The sequence below is a fragment of the Pedobacter psychrodurus genome (assembly GCF_004331735.1).
Taxonomy (GTDB): Bacteria; Bacteroidota; Bacteroidia; order Sphingobacteriales; family Sphingobacteriaceae; genus Pedobacter; species Pedobacter psychrodurus.
The window spans coordinates 82,747-99,972 of sequence record NZ_SJSO01000015.1; the positions used below are offsets into that span (position 1 = coordinate 82,747).

The following is a 17,226-nucleotide window of genomic DNA, read 5'->3' on the forward strand; positions in this document are numbered from 1 at the left end:
ATGAAGATATTTTTAGATGCGAATGTTCTTGTTTCTGTATTGAATAAGGAATTCCCACTTTATACCTATTCATCGAGAATTTTAAGTTTAGCATCGCATCCAAATTTTGAAATTTATACTTCTCCCCTTTGTTTAGCTATAGCATTTTATTTCGCTGAAAAAAAACATAAATCTCAATTAGCCAAGCAGAAAATAGATTTGCTTTGCCAACACATTAAGATTGCTGAAAATTCATCAAAAGGTGTTTTGGATACTTTATCGAACAAATCAATTCACGATTTTGAAGACGGACTGGAATATTATGCTGCCAAATCTGTTGAGTGCAAATGTATTATTACAGAAGATATTGAAGATTTTTATTTCTCAGAAATTGAAATTTTGAACTGCCAGGATTTTTTCAAGAGGCATTTGTTAAATTGATTTTATAATACACTCGTCACCCTGAATTTATTTCAGGGTCTTAATTAAAGAGATACTGAAATAAATTCAGCATGACGTGAATATATCATCCCCAAAGTTTACTCCACCAACTTTCTTCGAAACCAATATAGAGGCCATCTTCACGTAATTCGGTTGGGTAGATATTGATGTAATCGCCTTGCCCTTCTGCGCCCCTACCTGTGGTTAAATTATACTCATATCGATGGATTGGGCAAACAAGGTTTCCATTTTTGCACCAGCCTCCACTAAAATGGCCACCAGCATGCGGACAATGAGATTGAGTCGCGATAATTTTATTGTCATTATTGATCAGACAGATCTGTTTTCCGGCAACCTCAATGGTTTTGATGGTATCTGGACGGGGAATTTGGTTGTTATTTAATGCCTTAAACCACTTCATTCTGCTAAAATACAGCAAATAAATATCACTCTTATTTCATCTTTCCATTAAATTTCAAAAGAGGAACTGCTTCACCATATTTTTTTAGGATATTTGCATCCTCAAAAATGAAACAAGAAATACCAGAAGACGGCACATTACTTCCTTTAATGGAAGAATTTTATACTATACAGGGCGAAGGATTTAATACTGGTAAAGCAGCTTATTTTATCCGTTTAGGAGGCTGCGATGTAGGCTGCCATTGGTGCGATGTTAAAGAAAGCTGGGATGCAGAAATGCATCCACTTACCCCATCAGATGTTATTGTAGAAAATGCCGATAAATTTCCGGGTAAAGCTGTTGTAATTACTGGTGGCGAGCCCTTGATTTATAATCTCGATTATTTAACCAATAAGTTAAAAGAAAGAGGTATTCTTACCTTTATCGAAACATCTGGTGCCTACCCACTTTCTGGAAACTGGGACTGGATCTGTTTGTCGCCAAAGAAATTTAAGGCGCCAAGACCAGATATTACGCCATTTGCACATGAATTAAAGGTTATTGTTTTTAATAAAAGTGATTTTAAATGGGCAGAAGAATATGCAGCAATGGTATCTCCTACCTGTAAGCTATACCTTCAACCAGAATGGTCTAAATCAAAAGAAATTACTCCATTAATTATCGAATATGTAATGGCCAATCCTAAATGGGAAATTTCTTTACAAACCCACAAATTTTTAAATATTCCTTAAAAACAATACATTAGCTTTATAACCAAATGTTAATGTAATGAAATTCCGTCTCGTCCTTATCTTTAGCATACTGAGCATTTATTGTTTTGGGCAAAGCTCATCTAACAAAAAAGCACAGACTTTTTTCGAAAAGGCTGGTCCACTGATTCAGAAACTGGATTATATATCTGCCGAACAGGCTTTAAAAAGTGCTGTTGAGGCCGATCCATTATTTCAAAATGCCTATGTAGTATTAGGTGGTATTTATAAAGCACAAAAAAAATATCCGGATGCCAGAACGGCTTATGAAAAAGCGATCTTGATCAATAAAGCTGTGGCTCCACAAGTAATTTATGGCTTGGCCGAAACAGAATTTGCTACGCAAGAGTATTTAAAAGCGAAACAACATTTTAGTGAATTTTTGATGCTAGATTCGTCGTCTGATAGAGCGAGAAGAGCAAAAAAATACCTTTTAGATTGCGATTTTGCTACCATAGCAATAAAGAAATCCGTAAAATATAGCCCAACAAATTTAGGTGAAGGCGTAAATACAACTGATGCTGAGTACTTTCCTGCGATAACTGCTGATGGCGAAACCTTGGTTTTTACTCGTCAGGTGAATGGCAATGAAGACTTTTGGACCTCGCAGTTTAAAAATAACTCATGGGGTCTTGCCACACCATTATCAAGCAAAATAAACACAACGAAATACAATGAAGGTGCACAAACCATTTCTCCTGATGGTAAGTATCTGTTTTTTACCGGGTGCAACCGCCCTGATGGTTTAGGTAGGTGTGATATTTACGTTTCGCACCGTGAAGGAAAAGATTGGGGTGAACCTTATAATGTTGGTCAGCCCGTTAATTCAGAATTCTGGGAATCGCAGCCTGCAATAAGCCCCGATGGACGGACTTTATATTTTATCAGCAACAGACCTGGTGGATCCGGTGGTTATGATATATGGAAAAGTACCATTACCGACGATACCAAATGGGGACCTGCCATTAATCTTGGACCAGACATTAATACCGCTTTCGATGAGAATACCCCTTTTTTGCATGTGGATGGTAAAACTTTATATTTTTCTTCTGATGGTTGGCCAAGTTTCGGGAATAAAGATATTTATTATAGCAGACAGGAAAATGATGGCAAATGGCAAAAGCCCATTAATATTGGTTATCCGATCAATTCTTTTGAAGATGAAAGTGGTTTGGTAGTAAGTGCCGATGGGAATTTCGGCCTGTTTTCTTCGAACTTAAAAGGAGGATTTGGTTTACAGGATATTTATAGTTTTGGTATCCCTGAAGTAGCCAAACCATTAAAGGTTTCTTATGTGAAGGGGATTGTAAGGGACCGGGATACTAAGAAAACGATCGAAAGCAATGTTCAGGTGGTAGATTTGAAAACCAATAAAACTGTTTTTGATGATTATACTGATCCGGAGACTGGCCAATTTCTAGCGGTAATGCCAGTTGGAAGCAATTATTTGTTTAATGTAAATGCTGAAGGCTACATGTTTTACTCTGAAAACTTCGAGCTCAAGGCTGGGGATATTAATAAACCTTACCAGATTGAAGTTTATATCGAAAAGATCAAGCAAGGCGGAAATGTTACACTAAGGAATATATTCTTTGATACCAACAAGTTTAATCTTTTACCTGCCTCTATCCGTGAACTTAATCTACTTATCGATTTTTTGCATCAAAATGAAAGTGTTCAGATTGAGATTCAGGGCCATACAGATAATGTTGGAGATGATAAATTGAATGAGAAATTATCATTTAACCGTGCAAATGCGGTTTACGAATACCTGATCAAAAACGGTATTGATGCTAAAAAGCTTACCTTTAAGGGTTTTGGGGCCAGTAAGCCCATTGCCGATAATAAAACAGAATTAGGCCGAAAAAATAACCGTAGAACCTCGTTCTTGATCACTAAAATATAATTGGTGAATTTTATGGAAATAGAAATTGAAGATTACGACATAGAAATTATTATGTTAGCGCAGTATAAGCACCTCGATATTATACTAGAAAGCTCCTATTGTACAGAATGTAAAAAGATGTCTACTATCACGAATTATAAACCTTATTTAAATAAATTGAATGATATTATTTTAAGAGGCTTTTGTCTTAAATGTGGTGGACCAGTAAATAGGTATATCGAAACTGGAGAAAATATTCAAAGCGCAGCGGTTGCTGAACATATTAAAAATGTGCTTCAAATTTCAAGAAATAAAAAGTAATAATATATAAAATAGATAAAGATGTCGCAGCACTACGGAAACCATAAAAGATTTTATCCACCTTTTCATTTTTTCACAATACCCTTAGCAATTTTAGGATTAGGTTTTGCCATTTATTCTTGCATGGCCATCCCCACCATAATTACAGGCTTAATTGTGCTTGCATTTTTCCTGATAGCGATTATAGCTGTAATGGCACGGATGTTTGCGCTTAAAGCACAGGATAGAGCTGCAAGGGCCGAAGAAAAGTTGCGTTATTACATTCTTTCCGGTAAAGCGCTTCCCAATGAGTTAAGGATGAGACAAATAATGGCTTTGCGTTTTGCTAGTGATGAAGAATTTTTAGCCTTAGTTGATAGAGCTGTGGCTAATAAGTTATCTCCTGATGAGCTTAAACAAGCCATTGAGCATTGGCGAGGAGATTACCATAGAATATAATAGTAACTTTGTCATTCTGAGAATACAGTTTTTAGCTAAAACATTAGAGTGATACGTCATTCCCAACTCGATTGGGAATCGTAATGCTTTTATATGATTTGTAGATTGCATTAAGATTCCCGCCTGCGCGGGAAAGACGATCGTTCTTTGCAATCAGTCATTCTGAAAATAGTGAAGAATCCTTAGCTTATGAAATACAGGTTGAAATTTATATATAAAGATTCTTCATTGCATTCAGAATGACAAAAGTATGGCAGTATTAAAACTTCTTCCCTTTTAAAACCCTAATCTCGGAACCTTCTGCAAGCATTACGGAATCGGGATTGGTATGCGTTAAGAAAGCAAAATCACTACCATAATTAATCTCAAAATCGACATTGATTTTATAATCTTTTATAGGATAAGCTTCCCAGCGCGGATGCTCTACCCCGTATTCAGATGTTCTATTTTTCCCGATTTTGGTATAACCCCAATAATGCTCGGTGATAAACTCTTCTTCACTTCCGACCAAGATTTCTTCAGCTTTTGATACAGCCGTTACTGAAAAATTATGCCAATTTTTATTCTTCCAAAGATAATCTACCTCAATTTGATTTTCCTGTTCTATCCAAACATGTTTCATCGGAAATGTTTGGTAATTTTCTTTATAAATGGTATTTGCTACAAAGGTGATGGCTGGCTTGGGTACAAATTCTTTGATAAAAACTACTCCCCGCTTCCAGGTACTGCCATCTTTAAATTTAACATAAAATCTAAGATTAACTTCCTCAAAATTGGTATGGAAAGGAATGTTAAGGCCTCGAAGCTTAACATCAACAAACATAAAGCCCACTAAACTCACATAGTATTTACCTTGCCAATCATCCAGCTCAGTATGTGGAGGGAGATATTTCGAAAGTATTTCCTGATCTACAGCATACTGTGCCAAAGCAAGTTTGCGCCATTCGGCAGTGAGAAATACTTTCGGATTGTTCAAAATTATAGTATAGCTTGTCTGATTCGGATCAGTTTTGTTAACGTTTCTTCCAACAGGTCTAAATGTAACATATTGGCACCATCTGATTTTGCATTTGCAGGATCGGGGTGTGTTTCAATAAATAAACCATCTGCTCCAACTGCAATTGCCGCTTTAGCAATGGTTAAAATTAACTCAGGTTTACCTCCAGTTACACCACTGCTCTGATTAGGTTGCTGCAAGGAATGTGTACAATCCATCACCACTGGTACGCCAAAACTTTGCATCTCAGGTAATCCACGGTAATCAACAATCAAATCCTGATAACCGAAGGTATTACCTCTATCAGTTAGGATTACTTTATTATTACCAGCCTCTTTTACTTTTTCTACAGCAAATTTCATTGAACCTGCAGAAAGGAACTGGCCTTTTTTTACATTCACCACTTTTCCTGTTTCAGCAGCGGCGATTAATAAATCCGTTTGACGGCATAAAAATGCTGGTATCTGCAATACATCTACATAGGCAGCAGCCATTGCAGCCTCAGCACTTTCGTGAATATCAGTAACAGTCGGTACGCCAAATTCTCTACCAATACGTTCTAAGATGCGTAAAGCTTTTTCATCGCCAATGCCAGTAAAAGAACTTCGTTTACTTCTGTTGGCTTTTCGGTACGAACCTTTAAAAATATATGGAATCTGAAGTTTATCGGTAATTGTAATAATCTTTTCGGCAATTCTCATGGCAATATCCTCACCTTCAATGGCGCATGGACCAGCCATTAAAAAGAAATTTCCTGAAGCTGTATTTTTTAATTTATCTAAATAGTTTATCATTTTTGAGATGTGAGACATGAGACACGAGATGTGAGATCTGAATTTGTCTGAAATCTAACTTCTCATACCTCACGTCTAATTTTTAGTTTCCTAGTTCTGACATGAATTTAATTCGCATCAATTGAATTTCTTCGCGGGTATAATCGGTTTCGCCTAATTCATTGAGCGCTTCGTCGATAGAATCGCTTTCGGCCGCCCTGAAATAATCAAAAACTTCATCCTGCCTATCATCATCAATTACTTCATCAATGAAGTAATTCAGGTTCAGTTTAGTACCTGAGTTAACGATCGACTCTACCTCTTTCAGAATTTCTTCGTAAGTGATTCCTTTCGAATCGGCAATATCTTCCAAACCAATCTGTCTGTCGATATTTTGAATGATCGAAACCTTCATCTGCGATTTATTGGCCTGCGTTTTAATAATCAGATCAATTGGACGTTCAATATCGTTATCCTCGACATATTTTTTGATCAGTTCGATAAAAGGTGTTCCGAATTTCATCGCTTTACCCGAACCCACACCAGAAATCTGGCGAAGTTCTTCCATCGTAATTGGATAATGTGTACACATTTCCTCTAAAGATGGGTCTTGAAATACAACAAAAGGTGGCACGCTTTTCTGTTTCGCAATTTTTTTACGCTGCTCTTTAAGTAACGATAAAAGATGTGTATCTAAAGCACCTGTACCTTGTTTTACATCATCATCATCATCGTCAACACCATTCTCTATTGGTTCGTTTAGTATGAATTTAAGGCTATAAGGGTTAACAATAAAATCTCTTCCCTGCTTGGTTAATTTTAATAAACCGTAATTATCGATATCTTTAAATAGGTAATTATTTAAAACAGCCTGTCGAATAATCGATTTCCACATCAACTCACCTTCTTCTTTACCGATTCCAAATTCAGGAATTTTGCTGTGTTCGTAAGCAATGGTTTGAGCGGTTTCTAAACCTAAGAAAACATTCAACAAGTGTGCATCATCAAATTTTTCGCCTGATTTTTCGATAAATTTCAAAACGGTTGACAATTGACTTTCGGCATCAAATTGTTTTTTAGGCTTTTTGCAATTGTCACACATGCAATTACATCCTGTTTCATTAAAATTTTCACCGAAATAATGAAGGATTTGCTTACGACGGCAAACGCCAGATTCAGCATAATCAATCACTTCTTTCAATATCTGTGTGCCAATTTCGCGTTCTGAAACTGGTTTGTCTTTCATAAACTTAGCCAGCTTGTCTACATCTTTTTGAGCGTAGAAAGCGATACATACCCCCTCACCGCCATCACGGCCAGCTCTACCCGTTTCCTGATAATAGCCTTCCATACTCTTTGGCACATCATGGTGAATAACGAAGCGAACATCGGGTTTATCGATCCCCATACCAAAAGCGATGGTAGCTACAATAACCTCTGCATCTTCCATCAAAAACCTATCTTGTGTATCGGCTCTCACCTTAGGATCTAAACCTGCATGATAAGGCAAAGCGCTAATTCCATTCAGATTTAACGCTTCTGCAACTTCTTCTACTTTTTTACGGCTCAGGCAATAAATAATGCCCGATTTGCCTGGATTAGACTTGATGTACTTAATAATCTCTTTAGTAATGTCTCTTTTAGGGCGGATCTCGTAAAAGAGATTCGGTCTGTTAAACGAAGATTTGAACAATGTTGCCTCCGTCATTCCGAGGTTCTTCATAATATCCTGCTGCACTTTTGGTGTAGCAGTTGCAGTTAGTGCAATAATTGGAATGTTGTTCCCCAATCCTGCAATAACCTGTTTGATCTTACGGTATTCTGGTCTGAAATCGTGCCCCCATTCAGAGATACAGTGCGCTTCATCAACAGCAACGAAAGAGATTTTAATCAGATTTAAAAATTCAATATTGTCCTGCTTCGCCAGAGATTCGGGCGCAACATACAATAACTTAGTCTGACCGCTTAAAAGATCAGATTTAACTTGAGTAATTTCAGATTTGTTTAATGATGAATTCAGAAAGTGAGCAATACTGTCATTTCCACCAAAAGCCCTTAATTGGTCTACCTGGTTTTTCATCAATGCAATTAGTGGAGAGATAACGATTGCTGTTCCCTCGCTCATTAAAGCGGGCAACTGATAGCAAATAGACTTCCCTCCGCCTGTTGGCATAATAACAAACGTGTTATTGCCTTCTAAAATATTTGTAATGATCGACTCCTGATCACCCTTGAAATTATCAAACCCGAAGAAATTTTGTAGGTTATCAAATAACGACTTTTTCACGTCCATTTTGTGTAATAAAATATGCGATGCTATTTTTGTATCCAAAATAACATAATTTTACAAGAATTTCAAGTATTAACATACAATTATTTTCTCTTTGAAAAGTAAAAAATCGATAATCCAATCAGCTGTAAGCACATTAGAGCTTGAGGCAGCAGCAATATTAAATGTTGCAAAGAATATTAACAGCGATTTTGAAAAAGTCGTATCAAGCATTTTACATGGTAAAGGACGGGTAATTGTAACGGGTATAGGGAAAAGTGCAATCATCGCACAAAAGATGGTAGCAACTTTTAACTCAACAGGTACTCCTGCTATTTTTATGCATGCTGCTGATGCTATTCATGGCGATCTGGGGATGATCCAGGTGGATGATATTGTAATCTGCCTCTCTAAAAGTGGAAATACTCCAGAGATAAAAGTGCTTACTCCTTTGTTAAAAACTTCTGGCAATCTTTTAATAGGGATGGTTGGTGAGATGAATTCTTTTTTAGCTGAGCAAGCTGATCTGATTTTGAACACTTCTTTCGAAAAAGAAGCTTGTCCGCATAATTTGGCGCCCACTACAAGTACAACAGCGCAATTGGCATTAGGCGATGCCTTAGCGATTTGTTTATTGGAATGTAGAGATTTTAACGAATCAGATTTCGCAAAGTATCACCCGGGCGGATCTTTAGGAAAAAAATTATATTTAAAGGCCCGAGATCTTGCCCTATCTAATGAAAAACCTGCCATACATCCATCAGCTTCTGTTAAAGATGTTTTAATAGAAATTAGCAAAAACCGTTTGGGTGCTGTTGTTGTTGTTGATGATGACGATAAGGTGCTTGGCATCATTACCGATGGTGATATTAGGCGGATGTTAGAAAATAACAATTCTATTGCAAACTTAAAAGCCGAAGATATAATGGGCAGAACACCAAAGAGCATACAATTTGATGCTTTAGCAGTTGATGCCTTAGATATTATTAAACAAAACAATATAACGCAGTTGTTAGTTCTGGAACAAAATACTTACTTTGGCATTATCCATTTACACGATCTTTTAAATGAAGGTATCGTGTAATTTTAATTTATAAAATGAATAAAGATTATTATGCATTAATTATGGCTGGTGGCGTCGGAAGTCGCTTTTGGCCAGTAAGCAGAACAGAATACCCAAAACAGTTTATCGATTTTTTTGGCGTAGGTAAAACTTTAATACAAAGTACCTACGATCGATTTTTAAAAATTTGCCTTCCTGAAAATATTTTTATTGTTACGAACGAAATTTATTCGGATTTAGTAAAAGAGCAGTTACCACAGCTTAGCGCTAATCAAATTCTAGCAGAGCCTTTGTTAAGGAATACAGCACCATGTATTGCTTACGGAAGTTTAAAAATTGCAGAATTAAATCCAAACGCGACCATTGTTGTGGCTCCTTCTGATCATACCATTGCCAATATTGATGGCTTTATAGAGTCTATTGAGCAATCATTGGATGCAGCTTCCAAAAACGATTGTTTAATCACATTAGGGATTAAACCAAATCGTCCAGATACGGGCTATGGTTATATTCAGCATACCGATTATGTGCTCAACACTGATACTGATCTGCATAAGGTTAAAACATTTACAGAAAAGCCAAATTTAGAATTGGCGAAATCTTTTTTGCAAAGCGGCGATTTTCTTTGGAATGCCGGGATATTTATCTGGTCGGCTAAAGCGATTTTAAATGCCTTCGAAAAACATCTGCCAGATATGTATGAAATATTTAATATCGGTAGATCTGAATTGAATACTGAAGGAGAAAAAGCCTTTATTAATAATGCTTATTTCCAATGCACCAATATTTCAATAGATTTTGGGATTATGGAAAAAGCAGATAATGTTTATGTGCTTCCATCTGATTTTGGCTGGTCTGATTTAGGAACCTGGGCCTCTATTTATGAGATGGCTGAGAAAGACTATGTTGGTAATGCCGTTATCCCTTCAGAGCAGGTACTGATGTTCGATTCATCGAACTGCATGGTAAATGTTCCGAAAGATAAATTGGTTATCCTGCAGGGGCTTCACGATTACATTGTTGTAGAAAGCAATAATATGCTCATGATCTGCCCAAGAAACGAAGAGCAAAGGGTTAAAGAGTTTGTAGCTGAAGTTAAATCCCGATTTGGGAATAAGTTTATTTAGAAAGGATAATGTGTGATGTAAAATGGATGATGTGAACTACGCTACATCATCCATTTTACATCTCTCCTTTTACATTAAACTGTTCTTTGTCTAACAGCTTCGTATAAAATTACCCCGGCAGCTACCGAAACATTTAGCGATTCGATTTTACCAGCCATTGGTATTTTAGCTAAATGATCGGCTACCCTTAAAAGATCATTAGAAATTCCTTCATCTTCAGCGCCCATAACAATTGCTGTAGGCATGGTATAATCCGGGGCATAAATAAAATCACTGGTTTTTTCGGTACAGGCTACAACTTGCAGGCCACTTTCCTGTAGAAACAAGCAGGTTTTGTGCAGGTTGGCATGGCGGCAAATCGGAATGCTAAATAATGCACCTGCGGATGTTTTAATCGCATCAGCATTGATCTGCGCCGCATTTTTTAACGGAACAACAATAGCATGAACACCTACACAGGCAGCCGTACGTGCTATTGCACCCATATTACGAACATCAGTCACGCTATCTAAAACCAAAATTAATGGCACTTCACCTTTTTCAAAAACAGCAGGAACAATATCTTCAATATTCTGATAGGTAATCGGAGAAATCACCGCAATTACACCTTGATGGTTTTTCTGCGACATGCGGTTAAGTTTCTCAATCGGAACTGAATTTAACGGGATCAGGGTATCTTTTAAAAGTGCTTTCAGTTCTAAGAATAATTCGCCACCTAAGCCGCGTTGCTGATAAATTGTTTCAATATCTCTTCCTGCTTTAACGGCTTCAATTACGGCTCTGATACCAAATACAAACTCATTATTCTCTTTTGCGCGTTGCGGTCTTCTAAAATTATCCATGTTTTGAAATTGTTAGGCAAAAGTATTCAAATAAAATGTTTTAGCCCTAATCTATATCATTCTTATTAACATTTAATTGTTTAAAAATTTTTGCGATTTATAAAATCCTAGAAAATTTAATCTGATTATGCTTCAATTTGTTAACAAACAGCTAGTAACTAATTCAAACAATCGCATCAAAATTTGTTTACTTTTGTTGAATGAGTATCGATAATGAACAAGGCGGAAAGAATAGTATGACTGCTAGAAAAAGCAGGTTAAGTAATACCATTAGTTCACAAGGAAAAATTCCTCCTCAGGCATTAGACCTCGAGGAAGCCGTTTTAGGTGCCTTGATGCTTGAAAAAGATGCGCTTTCTGCTGTTATTGATGTTTTAAAACCAGAGGTTTTTTACAACATTGCTCACCAGAAAATTTTTGAAGCGATCCATATTCTATTTCAGAAATCACGACCGGTTGATATTTTAACAGTAACAGCTGAACTGCGAACATTAGGTACTTTAGAAATAGTTGGAGGCGCTTACTACATCACTAATTTAACCAATAGAGTTGCTTCAGCAGCGAATATTGAGTTTCACGCCCGTATTATTTCTCAGAAATATATTCAGCGTGAATTGATCAGAATCTCAACCGAGATTATTACAAATGCCTATGAAGATACGACTGATATTTTCGATCTCTTAGATCAGGCAGAAAAAGGACTTTTTGAAATCGCACAGAATAACCTGCGTAGAGATACACAGAAAATGGACGATATTATCAAACAATCGTTAGCCACGCTTGAAGAACTTCGTACTAAAACCGATGGTTTAACCGGTGTGCCAACAGGTTTTACAGGATTGGATAGAATAACAGGCGGTTGGCAAAAGCAAGATTTAGTAATTATTGCTGCACGTCCGGCGATGGGAAAAACGGCATTCGTACTAACCTGCGCAAGAAACGCCACCGTTGATTTTGCAAAACCAACAGTTGTATTCTCATTAGAGATGTCGTCAGTTCAGTTGGTTAACCGTTTGATTTCTGGAGAAGCAGAAATTGAACAGGAAAAAATCAGAAAAGGAAATTTACAGGAATGGGAATGGCAGCAGTTGCACAGTAAAATTGGCCGTTTAACCGAAGCTCCCCTATTAATTGATGATACACCTGCACTAAATATTTTTGAGTTCAGGGCAAAATGCCGAAGATTAAAATCACAATACGATATTCAATTAGTAATTGTCGATTACTTGCAGTTAATGCATGGTAAAGGAGAAGGAAAAGGTGGCGGTAACCGTGAGCAAGAAATTGGTAGTATATCTAGGGCGCTAAAATCTGTTGCGAAAGAACTTGATGTTCCGGTGCTTGCACTATCACAGTTAAGTCGTGCGGTAGAGAGTAGACCTGGTTTACAAGGAAAGCGACCAATGTTATCCGATTTACGTGAATCAGGTTCAATTGAGCAGGATGCGGATATGGTGTTGTTCTTGTACCGTCCTGAGTATTACGGTATTACTGAAGATGAGCAAGGAAGATCGCAGGCTGGTATTGGTGAGGTTATTATTGCAAAACACCGTAACGGTGAAACCGGAATTGTACCACTTAAATTCATAGGTAAGTTTGTGAAGTTCGTCGATCTGGAAGATGATTTTAACGCACCACCAAATTCATTTGCTGCAGATCCCTCTGCCGGAATGTACCCTTCTCAAGATTTCGAAAAACAAAGCAATGTGATTATCCGTCCATCAAAAATGGATGATTATAACGATGACGATCCGCCGTTTTAGGAACTAGTAATCAATATCCGTTATTCGGAACAAAACTTATTTTATTTTTTAGCATAGGGGTTTTAAGCTTTTTTGAAGTTTGCAGTTGCTTTATGCTATGATCTTTTTTGCCCTTCGACTCTGTTACCATTTACAGAATCTTATTGATAGATCGTCATCTCGACCAAAGCACCGCGGAGTGGAGAGATCTTTGAGGCAGATTAAATTGGAAGATAGATTTCTCGGCTACGTTGCACTTCGTTCGAAATGACGCCCCCCCGAGGAGATTTATTTTCCTTAAATTCTCCTGTCATCAATATTGTTTTTTATGCAACAAATTATCCCTAAGCATGACAAAAAAGGATTTCATCTGCAATAAAGACTAAAAACTATGTCACTGGCACGGAAACTGAGCCTAGTAGCACGAAGCCCAACCAATCTAAACCTGATAGAACGAATGCTCCCGATTCTTCATCGGAGCAGCAGTGAAAGCGGGACTGTATTAACCTGAAATTTACTGTATTTGCTTTTCAAGTTTTAACAATTTTTCTATAAACTCGATTTGGATATTATTTTATACTAAAATAAATATCCAATTAATATGCCTGCCAACACGATAACAGGTGGGCTTAGTTTAGTGAAATTAAGTAACAGAAACGTAGCGAGCATAATCCCCAAAAACACCCAGTTAAATCCCATTGGGATTAAGAGGAGAATAAACGCAGCGATAATAAATCCAACACTAACAGCATTGATTCCTGATAGGCTATGACGGATCCGAGAGATCTTTTTCAGATCATCCCAAAAAGGTACAATAAATAAAACGAGAATTAGTCCAGGTAAGTTTATGCCGATAACCCCAATTAATCCTCCTAGAATTTGGCCCCATAATCCGTATCCAAAATTCTTCATGCTTAATGCGCCTAAGTAGCTGGTAAACGAAAATGTTGGGCCAGGTAAGGCTTGCTGTAAGGCAAAACCAGATAAAAAACCGGATGAAGGTAAATAATGTTTCATCTCTACAAACTCAGTAAACATCAAAGGAACAAGTACCTGTCCGCCACCAAACACCAATATGCCGTTCCGGTAAAAATTTTCTAATAAACGGATAGGTAAGCTAAAAGGTGATGTTCTGTTAATGATCGCCCCTACCAATGCAAACAATAATAATGCGCCAATAAAGTAAACTAATTTCCGCGGGTTTATATTCGAAAAAAGTTTAACCCTTAACTCAGTTTCTTCTTTCGGGGTTTCAATCGCTGACGAGATCATTCCGCCTATTAATATAGATAGCGGAAATACATAAGCATTTCTTAAAACCAAGGTTGCTATAACCGAGGCAATGGCCAAAAATATAGAAACCTGCGAGGATAAAACCTTTTTACCAAGTTTCCATGCGCCGTAAGCTACAATACCCAGTGCAATTGGCTGGATGTATTCTAAAATATCATTAAACTTTTGCTTTTGATCGAGTAAAGCATAACTGATTGCAGCAAAGGTCATTATGGTTGCTGTTGGTAAAATCCAGATCAGGAAAGTAATAATGGCTAATTTAAGTTTTCCAACCTTCCAGGCTATCCCAACCAGGGTTTGTGTAGATGCTGGTCCTGGGAGTACCTGTGCCAGTGCATTTAGTTCTAACAACTCTTCTTCTGAGATAAATTTAGTGCTCTGAACGAAGTATTTAAGCAATAGCGCCAAATGCGCCTGCGCCCCTCCAAAAGAAGTAAATGTAAAAAAGATCACATTTCTGATAAACAGCCATTGTTTTTTAGTGGCAATAGGTTTTATCTGCATTTATAATTTAAACTAAAAGCCCCTTAAGGGGTTGGGGGTTAATCGTCTTCATAATCTAATCCAGCCGCTGTATTATATGCACCCTGTAATTCAGAAAAAGCATGCATGTCTCTTTTGTTGCGTGCCACTTGCATACCCTTCTGATAAATGGCTATAGCCTTGTCTTTTTGATCGTCTTTTTCGAGTAATTTACCCAAATGGTAATAAGTGCCAACATAATCGGGGTGTTTATCCGTTAACTGAAGGTAAAAAGAATAAGCCTTTTCCTTATCATTTTGTGCGTTATACTCTGTGGCTAAGGCATATAGTATAAAAGGATCGTTAGGATCGCTTTCTAAAAATTCTAATAACTTGATTAAACGGGTTGATGACATTTTATTTCCTTGCTTTTTTAATTAAATTTGCAGAAAGACCTTATATAATAAACACATAACATATGAAATTATCATGAGCTAAAAATTTCGGCTTGATAATGTCATAGCAATAAAAACCACTATTAACATATGAAAATATTAGTTTGTATCAGTAATGTGCCAGACACAACGACAAAAATAACTTTTACCAATGATAATACCGAATTCAATACGTCAGGTGTGCAATATATTGTTAATCCATACGATGAAATCGCCTTATCACGGGCAATTGAGTTAACTGAAGGCGGTAAAGGAACAGTTACAGTGATTAATGTTGGCGAAGCGAGCAACGACCCAACTATTAGAAAAGCGCTAGCAATTGGTGCAGATGATGCAGTTAGGGTTAATGCGGCACCGAGAGATGCCTATTTCGTGGCAAAACAGATTGCAGAATATGCAAAAGATAAAGATTTCAATATTATTTTAACTGGTCGCGAATCTATCGATTACAATGGTAATCAGATTGCTGCTATGGTTGGCGAATTTTTAGATATCCCATCTGTATCGATTATCAAAAAATTAGATCTTGACGGAGATACTGCAACGATAGAACGAGAAATTGAAGGTGGTAAAGAAGTTCTAACTGTTTCGGGTAAGTTTATCGCAAGTTGTGCCGAAGGTGTAGCAGAACCTAAAATTCCGAATATGCGTGGTATCATGAGTGCCAGAACAAAACCATTGGTTGTGATAGATGCTGTTGCAATTGAAGAAGTAACCAAAGTAACCAAATACGAAACCCCTGCTCCTCGTGGAACGGTAAAGTTAATTCCTGCCGATCAAACAGAACAGTTAATCAGCTTGTTACATAGCGAAGCTAAAGTAATATAGAACAGTTGGCAATTTTCAGTTGTCTAATAAGAAAGAGATAATAAATAGAATTAATTTCATTATAAAATAAAATTTCCCTTTAGGGGATTTAGGGGTAAATATATGTCAGTATTAGTATATGTAGAACAAGCTGAGGGAAAATTTAAGAAATCGGTGTTTGAAGCCGTATCTTATGCCAAAGCCATTGCCGATCAACAATCAACTAATTTAATCGCAATTTCTATAGGCGATGTAGCCGACAGCGAATTAAAGGAATTAGGTAAATACGGTGCATCAAAAGTATTAAATGTAAGTACCGATCAACTAAAAACATTTGTAAACCAAGCCTATGCAAGCGTTATTGCTGCAGCAGCAGAAAAAGATGGTGCCGATATTATAGTTTTATCTAACTCTTTCTCTGGTAAAGGTTTGGCACCGCGTATTGCAGTAAAACTTAAAGCAGGTTTAGCTGACGGTGCAGTAGAATTACCGAGCACTGATGGTAAATTTTCGGTTAAGAAAACCGCTTTTTCAGGTAAAGCATTCGCGATTACCGAATTAACATCGGCCAATAAAGTAATTGCCTTAAATCCAAATGCTTTCGGTGTTAAAGAAAATGCTACAGATGCAGCAATAGAAGTTTTTACCGCTGATGTTAAACAATCAGATTTAGGAACTGTTATTAAAGAGATTGTTAGGGCAACAGATAAAGTGTCATTACCTGATGCAGAATTGGTAGTTTCGGCTGGTAGAGGTTTAAAAGGACCAGAAAATTGGGGAATGATCGAAGAATTAGCTGGTTTATTGGGCGCAGCTACAGCATGTTCTAAACCAGTATCGGATGCAGACTGGAGACCACACTCAGAACACGTTGGTCAAACTGGTATTGCCATTAGTCCTAACCTTTATATTGCTATCGGTATTTCTGGCGCTATCCAGCATTTAGCAGGTGTTAGTTCTTCAAAAGTGATTGTAGTAATCAATAAAGATCCGGAAGCTCCTTTCTTTAAAGTAGCCGATTATGGTATTGTTGGCGATGCTTTTGAGGTTGTACCAAAATTAATTGAAGCATTAAAAGCACATAAAGCATAAAAATAAACCTTTAAACCTCGCAGGTTTTAAAATGGCGATAGCCTTTAATGAGACCGAAAAAAAACTTATC

The 17,226-nt window shown here is 37.1% G+C and carries 17 protein-coding genes; 10 read left to right on the forward strand and 7 right to left on the reverse strand.

Annotation, left to right across the window (positions count from 1 at the left end):
• The gene (locus EZ456_RS17045; RefSeq protein WP_131532184.1) at positions 1–420 is read left to right on the forward strand and encodes a PIN domain-containing protein; all 420 of its coding nucleotides are present in this window, start codon (positions 1–3) and stop codon (positions 418–420) included.
• An 85-nt stretch (positions 421–505) separates the two neighbouring features.
• Here the strand turns inward: EZ456_RS17045 and EZ456_RS17050 are convergent, their stop codons facing one another.
• Positions 506–841 (reverse strand): Rieske (2Fe-2S) protein, encoded by a 336-nt coding sequence (locus EZ456_RS17050; protein WP_131532186.1) that lies wholly within the window; start codon positions 839–841, stop codon positions 506–508.
• Between the two features lie 107 nt (positions 842–948).
• Here EZ456_RS17050 and EZ456_RS17055 point away from each other — a divergent pair, with 107 nt between their 5' ends.
• The 4 genes from EZ456_RS17055 to EZ456_RS17070 are packed head-to-tail and all read left to right on the forward strand — an operon-like array spanning position 949 to position 4,234.
• Positions 949–1,572: a 7-carboxy-7-deazaguanine synthase QueE gene (locus EZ456_RS17055; protein ID WP_086546275.1), complete on the forward strand. Its 624-nt coding sequence runs from the start codon at positions 949–951 to the stop codon at positions 1,570–1,572.
• 37 nt (positions 1,573–1,609) lie between these two features.
• On the forward strand, positions 1,610–3,496 hold the full coding sequence (locus EZ456_RS17060) for an OmpA family protein (protein WP_131532188.1): 1,887 nt from the start codon (positions 1,610–1,612) through the stop codon (positions 3,494–3,496).
• Positions 3,497–3,508: 12 nt separating this feature from the next.
• Positions 3,509–3,796 (forward strand): hypothetical protein, encoded by a 288-nt coding sequence (locus EZ456_RS17065; RefSeq protein WP_131532190.1) that lies wholly within the window; start codon positions 3,509–3,511, stop codon positions 3,794–3,796.
• A 21-nt stretch (positions 3,797–3,817) separates the two neighbouring features.
• Positions 3,818–4,234, forward strand: coding sequence for a DUF6526 family protein (locus EZ456_RS17070; protein ID WP_131532192.1), 417 nt, complete (start codon positions 3,818–3,820; stop codon positions 4,232–4,234).
• Positions 4,235–4,493: 259 nt separating this feature from the next.
• Here the strand turns inward: EZ456_RS17070 and EZ456_RS17075 are convergent, their stop codons facing one another.
• The 3 genes from EZ456_RS17075 to recQ all read right to left on the reverse strand — a co-directional run bounded on the left by EZ456_RS17075 (position 4,494) and on the right by recQ (position 8,297).
• Positions 4,494–5,210, reverse strand: coding sequence for a YqjF family protein (locus tag EZ456_RS17075; protein WP_131532194.1), 717 nt, complete (start codon positions 5,208–5,210; stop codon positions 4,494–4,496).
• A gap of 2 nt (positions 5,211–5,212) precedes the next feature.
• Positions 5,213–6,025 carry a 3-deoxy-8-phosphooctulonate synthase gene (gene kdsA / locus EZ456_RS17080; protein WP_131532196.1) on the reverse strand — a complete coding sequence of 271 codons (813 nt, stop codon included), beginning with the start codon at positions 6,023–6,025 and terminating at the stop codon, positions 5,213–5,215.
• Between the two features lie 82 nt (positions 6,026–6,107).
• Positions 6,108–8,297 (reverse strand): DNA helicase RecQ, encoded by a 2,190-nt coding sequence (gene recQ / locus EZ456_RS17085; protein ID WP_131532199.1) that lies wholly within the window; start codon positions 8,295–8,297, stop codon positions 6,108–6,110.
• A gap of 91 nt (positions 8,298–8,388) precedes the next feature.
• Here recQ and EZ456_RS17090 point away from each other — a divergent pair, with 91 nt between their 5' ends.
• Both EZ456_RS17090 and EZ456_RS17095 read left to right on the forward strand, forming a co-directional pair.
• Positions 8,389–9,357, forward strand: a complete 969-nt coding sequence (locus tag EZ456_RS17090) for a KpsF/GutQ family sugar-phosphate isomerase (protein WP_131532201.1) — start codon at positions 8,389–8,391, stop codon at positions 9,355–9,357.
• Between the two features lie 14 nt (positions 9,358–9,371).
• Positions 9,372–10,463, forward strand: a complete 1,092-nt coding sequence (locus EZ456_RS17095) for a mannose-1-phosphate guanylyltransferase (protein ID WP_131532203.1) — start codon at positions 9,372–9,374, stop codon at positions 10,461–10,463.
• 74 nt (positions 10,464–10,537) lie between these two features.
• Here the strand turns inward: EZ456_RS17095 and rlmB are convergent, their stop codons facing one another.
• The gene (rlmB, locus tag EZ456_RS17100) at positions 10,538–11,305 is read right to left on the reverse strand and encodes a 23S rRNA (guanosine(2251)-2'-O)-methyltransferase RlmB (RefSeq protein WP_131532205.1); all 768 of its coding nucleotides are present in this window, start codon (positions 11,303–11,305) and stop codon (positions 10,538–10,540) included.
• Between the two features lie 200 nt (positions 11,306–11,505).
• On the opposite strand from rlmB, the gene dnaB reads away from it, so the two are divergent.
• Positions 11,506–13,068, forward strand: a complete 1,563-nt coding sequence (gene dnaB, locus EZ456_RS17105; RefSeq protein WP_131532207.1) for a replicative DNA helicase — start codon at positions 11,506–11,508, stop codon at positions 13,066–13,068.
• A gap of 558 nt (positions 13,069–13,626) precedes the next feature.
• Here dnaB and chrA read toward each other — a convergent pair.
• Both chrA and EZ456_RS17115 read right to left on the reverse strand, forming a co-directional pair.
• Positions 13,627–14,844: a chromate efflux transporter gene (gene chrA / locus EZ456_RS17110; protein WP_131532209.1), complete on the reverse strand. Its 1,218-nt coding sequence runs from the start codon at positions 14,842–14,844 to the stop codon at positions 13,627–13,629.
• Positions 14,845–14,882: 38 nt separating this feature from the next.
• The gene (locus EZ456_RS17115; RefSeq protein WP_131532211.1) at positions 14,883–15,218 is read right to left on the reverse strand and encodes a tetratricopeptide repeat protein; all 336 of its coding nucleotides are present in this window, start codon (positions 15,216–15,218) and stop codon (positions 14,883–14,885) included.
• Positions 15,219–15,347: 129 nt separating this feature from the next.
• Here EZ456_RS17115 and EZ456_RS17120 point away from each other — a divergent pair, with 129 nt between their 5' ends.
• Together EZ456_RS17120 and EZ456_RS17125 are read left to right on the forward strand one after the other, a co-directional pair.
• The gene (locus EZ456_RS17120) at positions 15,348–16,085 is read left to right on the forward strand and encodes an electron transfer flavoprotein subunit beta/FixA family protein (protein WP_131532213.1); all 738 of its coding nucleotides are present in this window, start codon (positions 15,348–15,350) and stop codon (positions 16,083–16,085) included.
• A 102-nt stretch (positions 16,086–16,187) separates the two neighbouring features.
• Positions 16,188–17,156, forward strand: coding sequence for an electron transfer flavoprotein subunit alpha/FixB family protein (locus EZ456_RS17125; protein WP_131532215.1), 969 nt, complete (start codon positions 16,188–16,190; stop codon positions 17,154–17,156).
• The last annotated feature ends 70 nt before the right edge of the window (positions 17,157–17,226 follow it).

Bases quoted from the DNA above. Each gene is read 5' to 3' on its own strand.
- EZ456_RS17045 (WP_131532184.1), top strand. From the start codon at position 1: ATGAAGATATTTTTAGATGCGAATGTTCTTGTTTCTGTATTGAATAAG.
- EZ456_RS17050 (WP_131532186.1), bottom strand. From the start codon at position 841: ATGAAGTGGTTTAAGGCATTAAATAACAACCAAATTCCCCGTCCAGAT.
- EZ456_RS17055 (WP_086546275.1), top strand. From the start codon at position 949: ATGAAACAAGAAATACCAGAAGACGGCACATTACTTCCTTTAATGGAA.
- EZ456_RS17060 (WP_131532188.1), top strand. From the start codon at position 1,610: ATGAAATTCCGTCTCGTCCTTATCTTTAGCATACTGAGCATTTATTGT.
- EZ456_RS17065 (WP_131532190.1), top strand. From the start codon at position 3,509: ATGGAAATAGAAATTGAAGATTACGACATAGAAATTATTATGTTAGCG.
- EZ456_RS17070 (WP_131532192.1), top strand. From the start codon at position 3,818: ATGTCGCAGCACTACGGAAACCATAAAAGATTTTATCCACCTTTTCAT.
- kdsA (WP_131532196.1), bottom strand. From the start codon at position 6,025: ATGATAAACTATTTAGATAAATTAAAAAATACAGCTTCAGGAAATTTC.
- recQ (WP_131532199.1), bottom strand. From the start codon at position 8,297: ATGGACGTGAAAAAGTCGTTATTTGATAACCTACAAAATTTCTTCGGG.
- EZ456_RS17095 (WP_131532203.1), top strand. From the start codon at position 9,372: ATGAATAAAGATTATTATGCATTAATTATGGCTGGTGGCGTCGGAAGT.
- rlmB (WP_131532205.1), bottom strand. From the start codon at position 11,305: ATGGATAATTTTAGAAGACCGCAACGCGCAAAAGAGAATAATGAGTTT.
- dnaB (WP_131532207.1), top strand. From the start codon at position 11,506: ATGAGTATCGATAATGAACAAGGCGGAAAGAATAGTATGACTGCTAGA.
- chrA (WP_131532209.1), bottom strand. From the start codon at position 14,844: ATGCAGATAAAACCTATTGCCACTAAAAAACAATGGCTGTTTATCAGA.
- EZ456_RS17115 (WP_131532211.1), bottom strand. From the start codon at position 15,218: ATGTCATCAACCCGTTTAATCAAGTTATTAGAATTTTTAGAAAGCGAT.
- EZ456_RS17120 (WP_131532213.1), top strand. From the start codon at position 15,348: ATGAAAATATTAGTTTGTATCAGTAATGTGCCAGACACAACGACAAAA.
- EZ456_RS17125 (WP_131532215.1), top strand. From the start codon at position 16,188: ATGTCAGTATTAGTATATGTAGAACAAGCTGAGGGAAAATTTAAGAAA.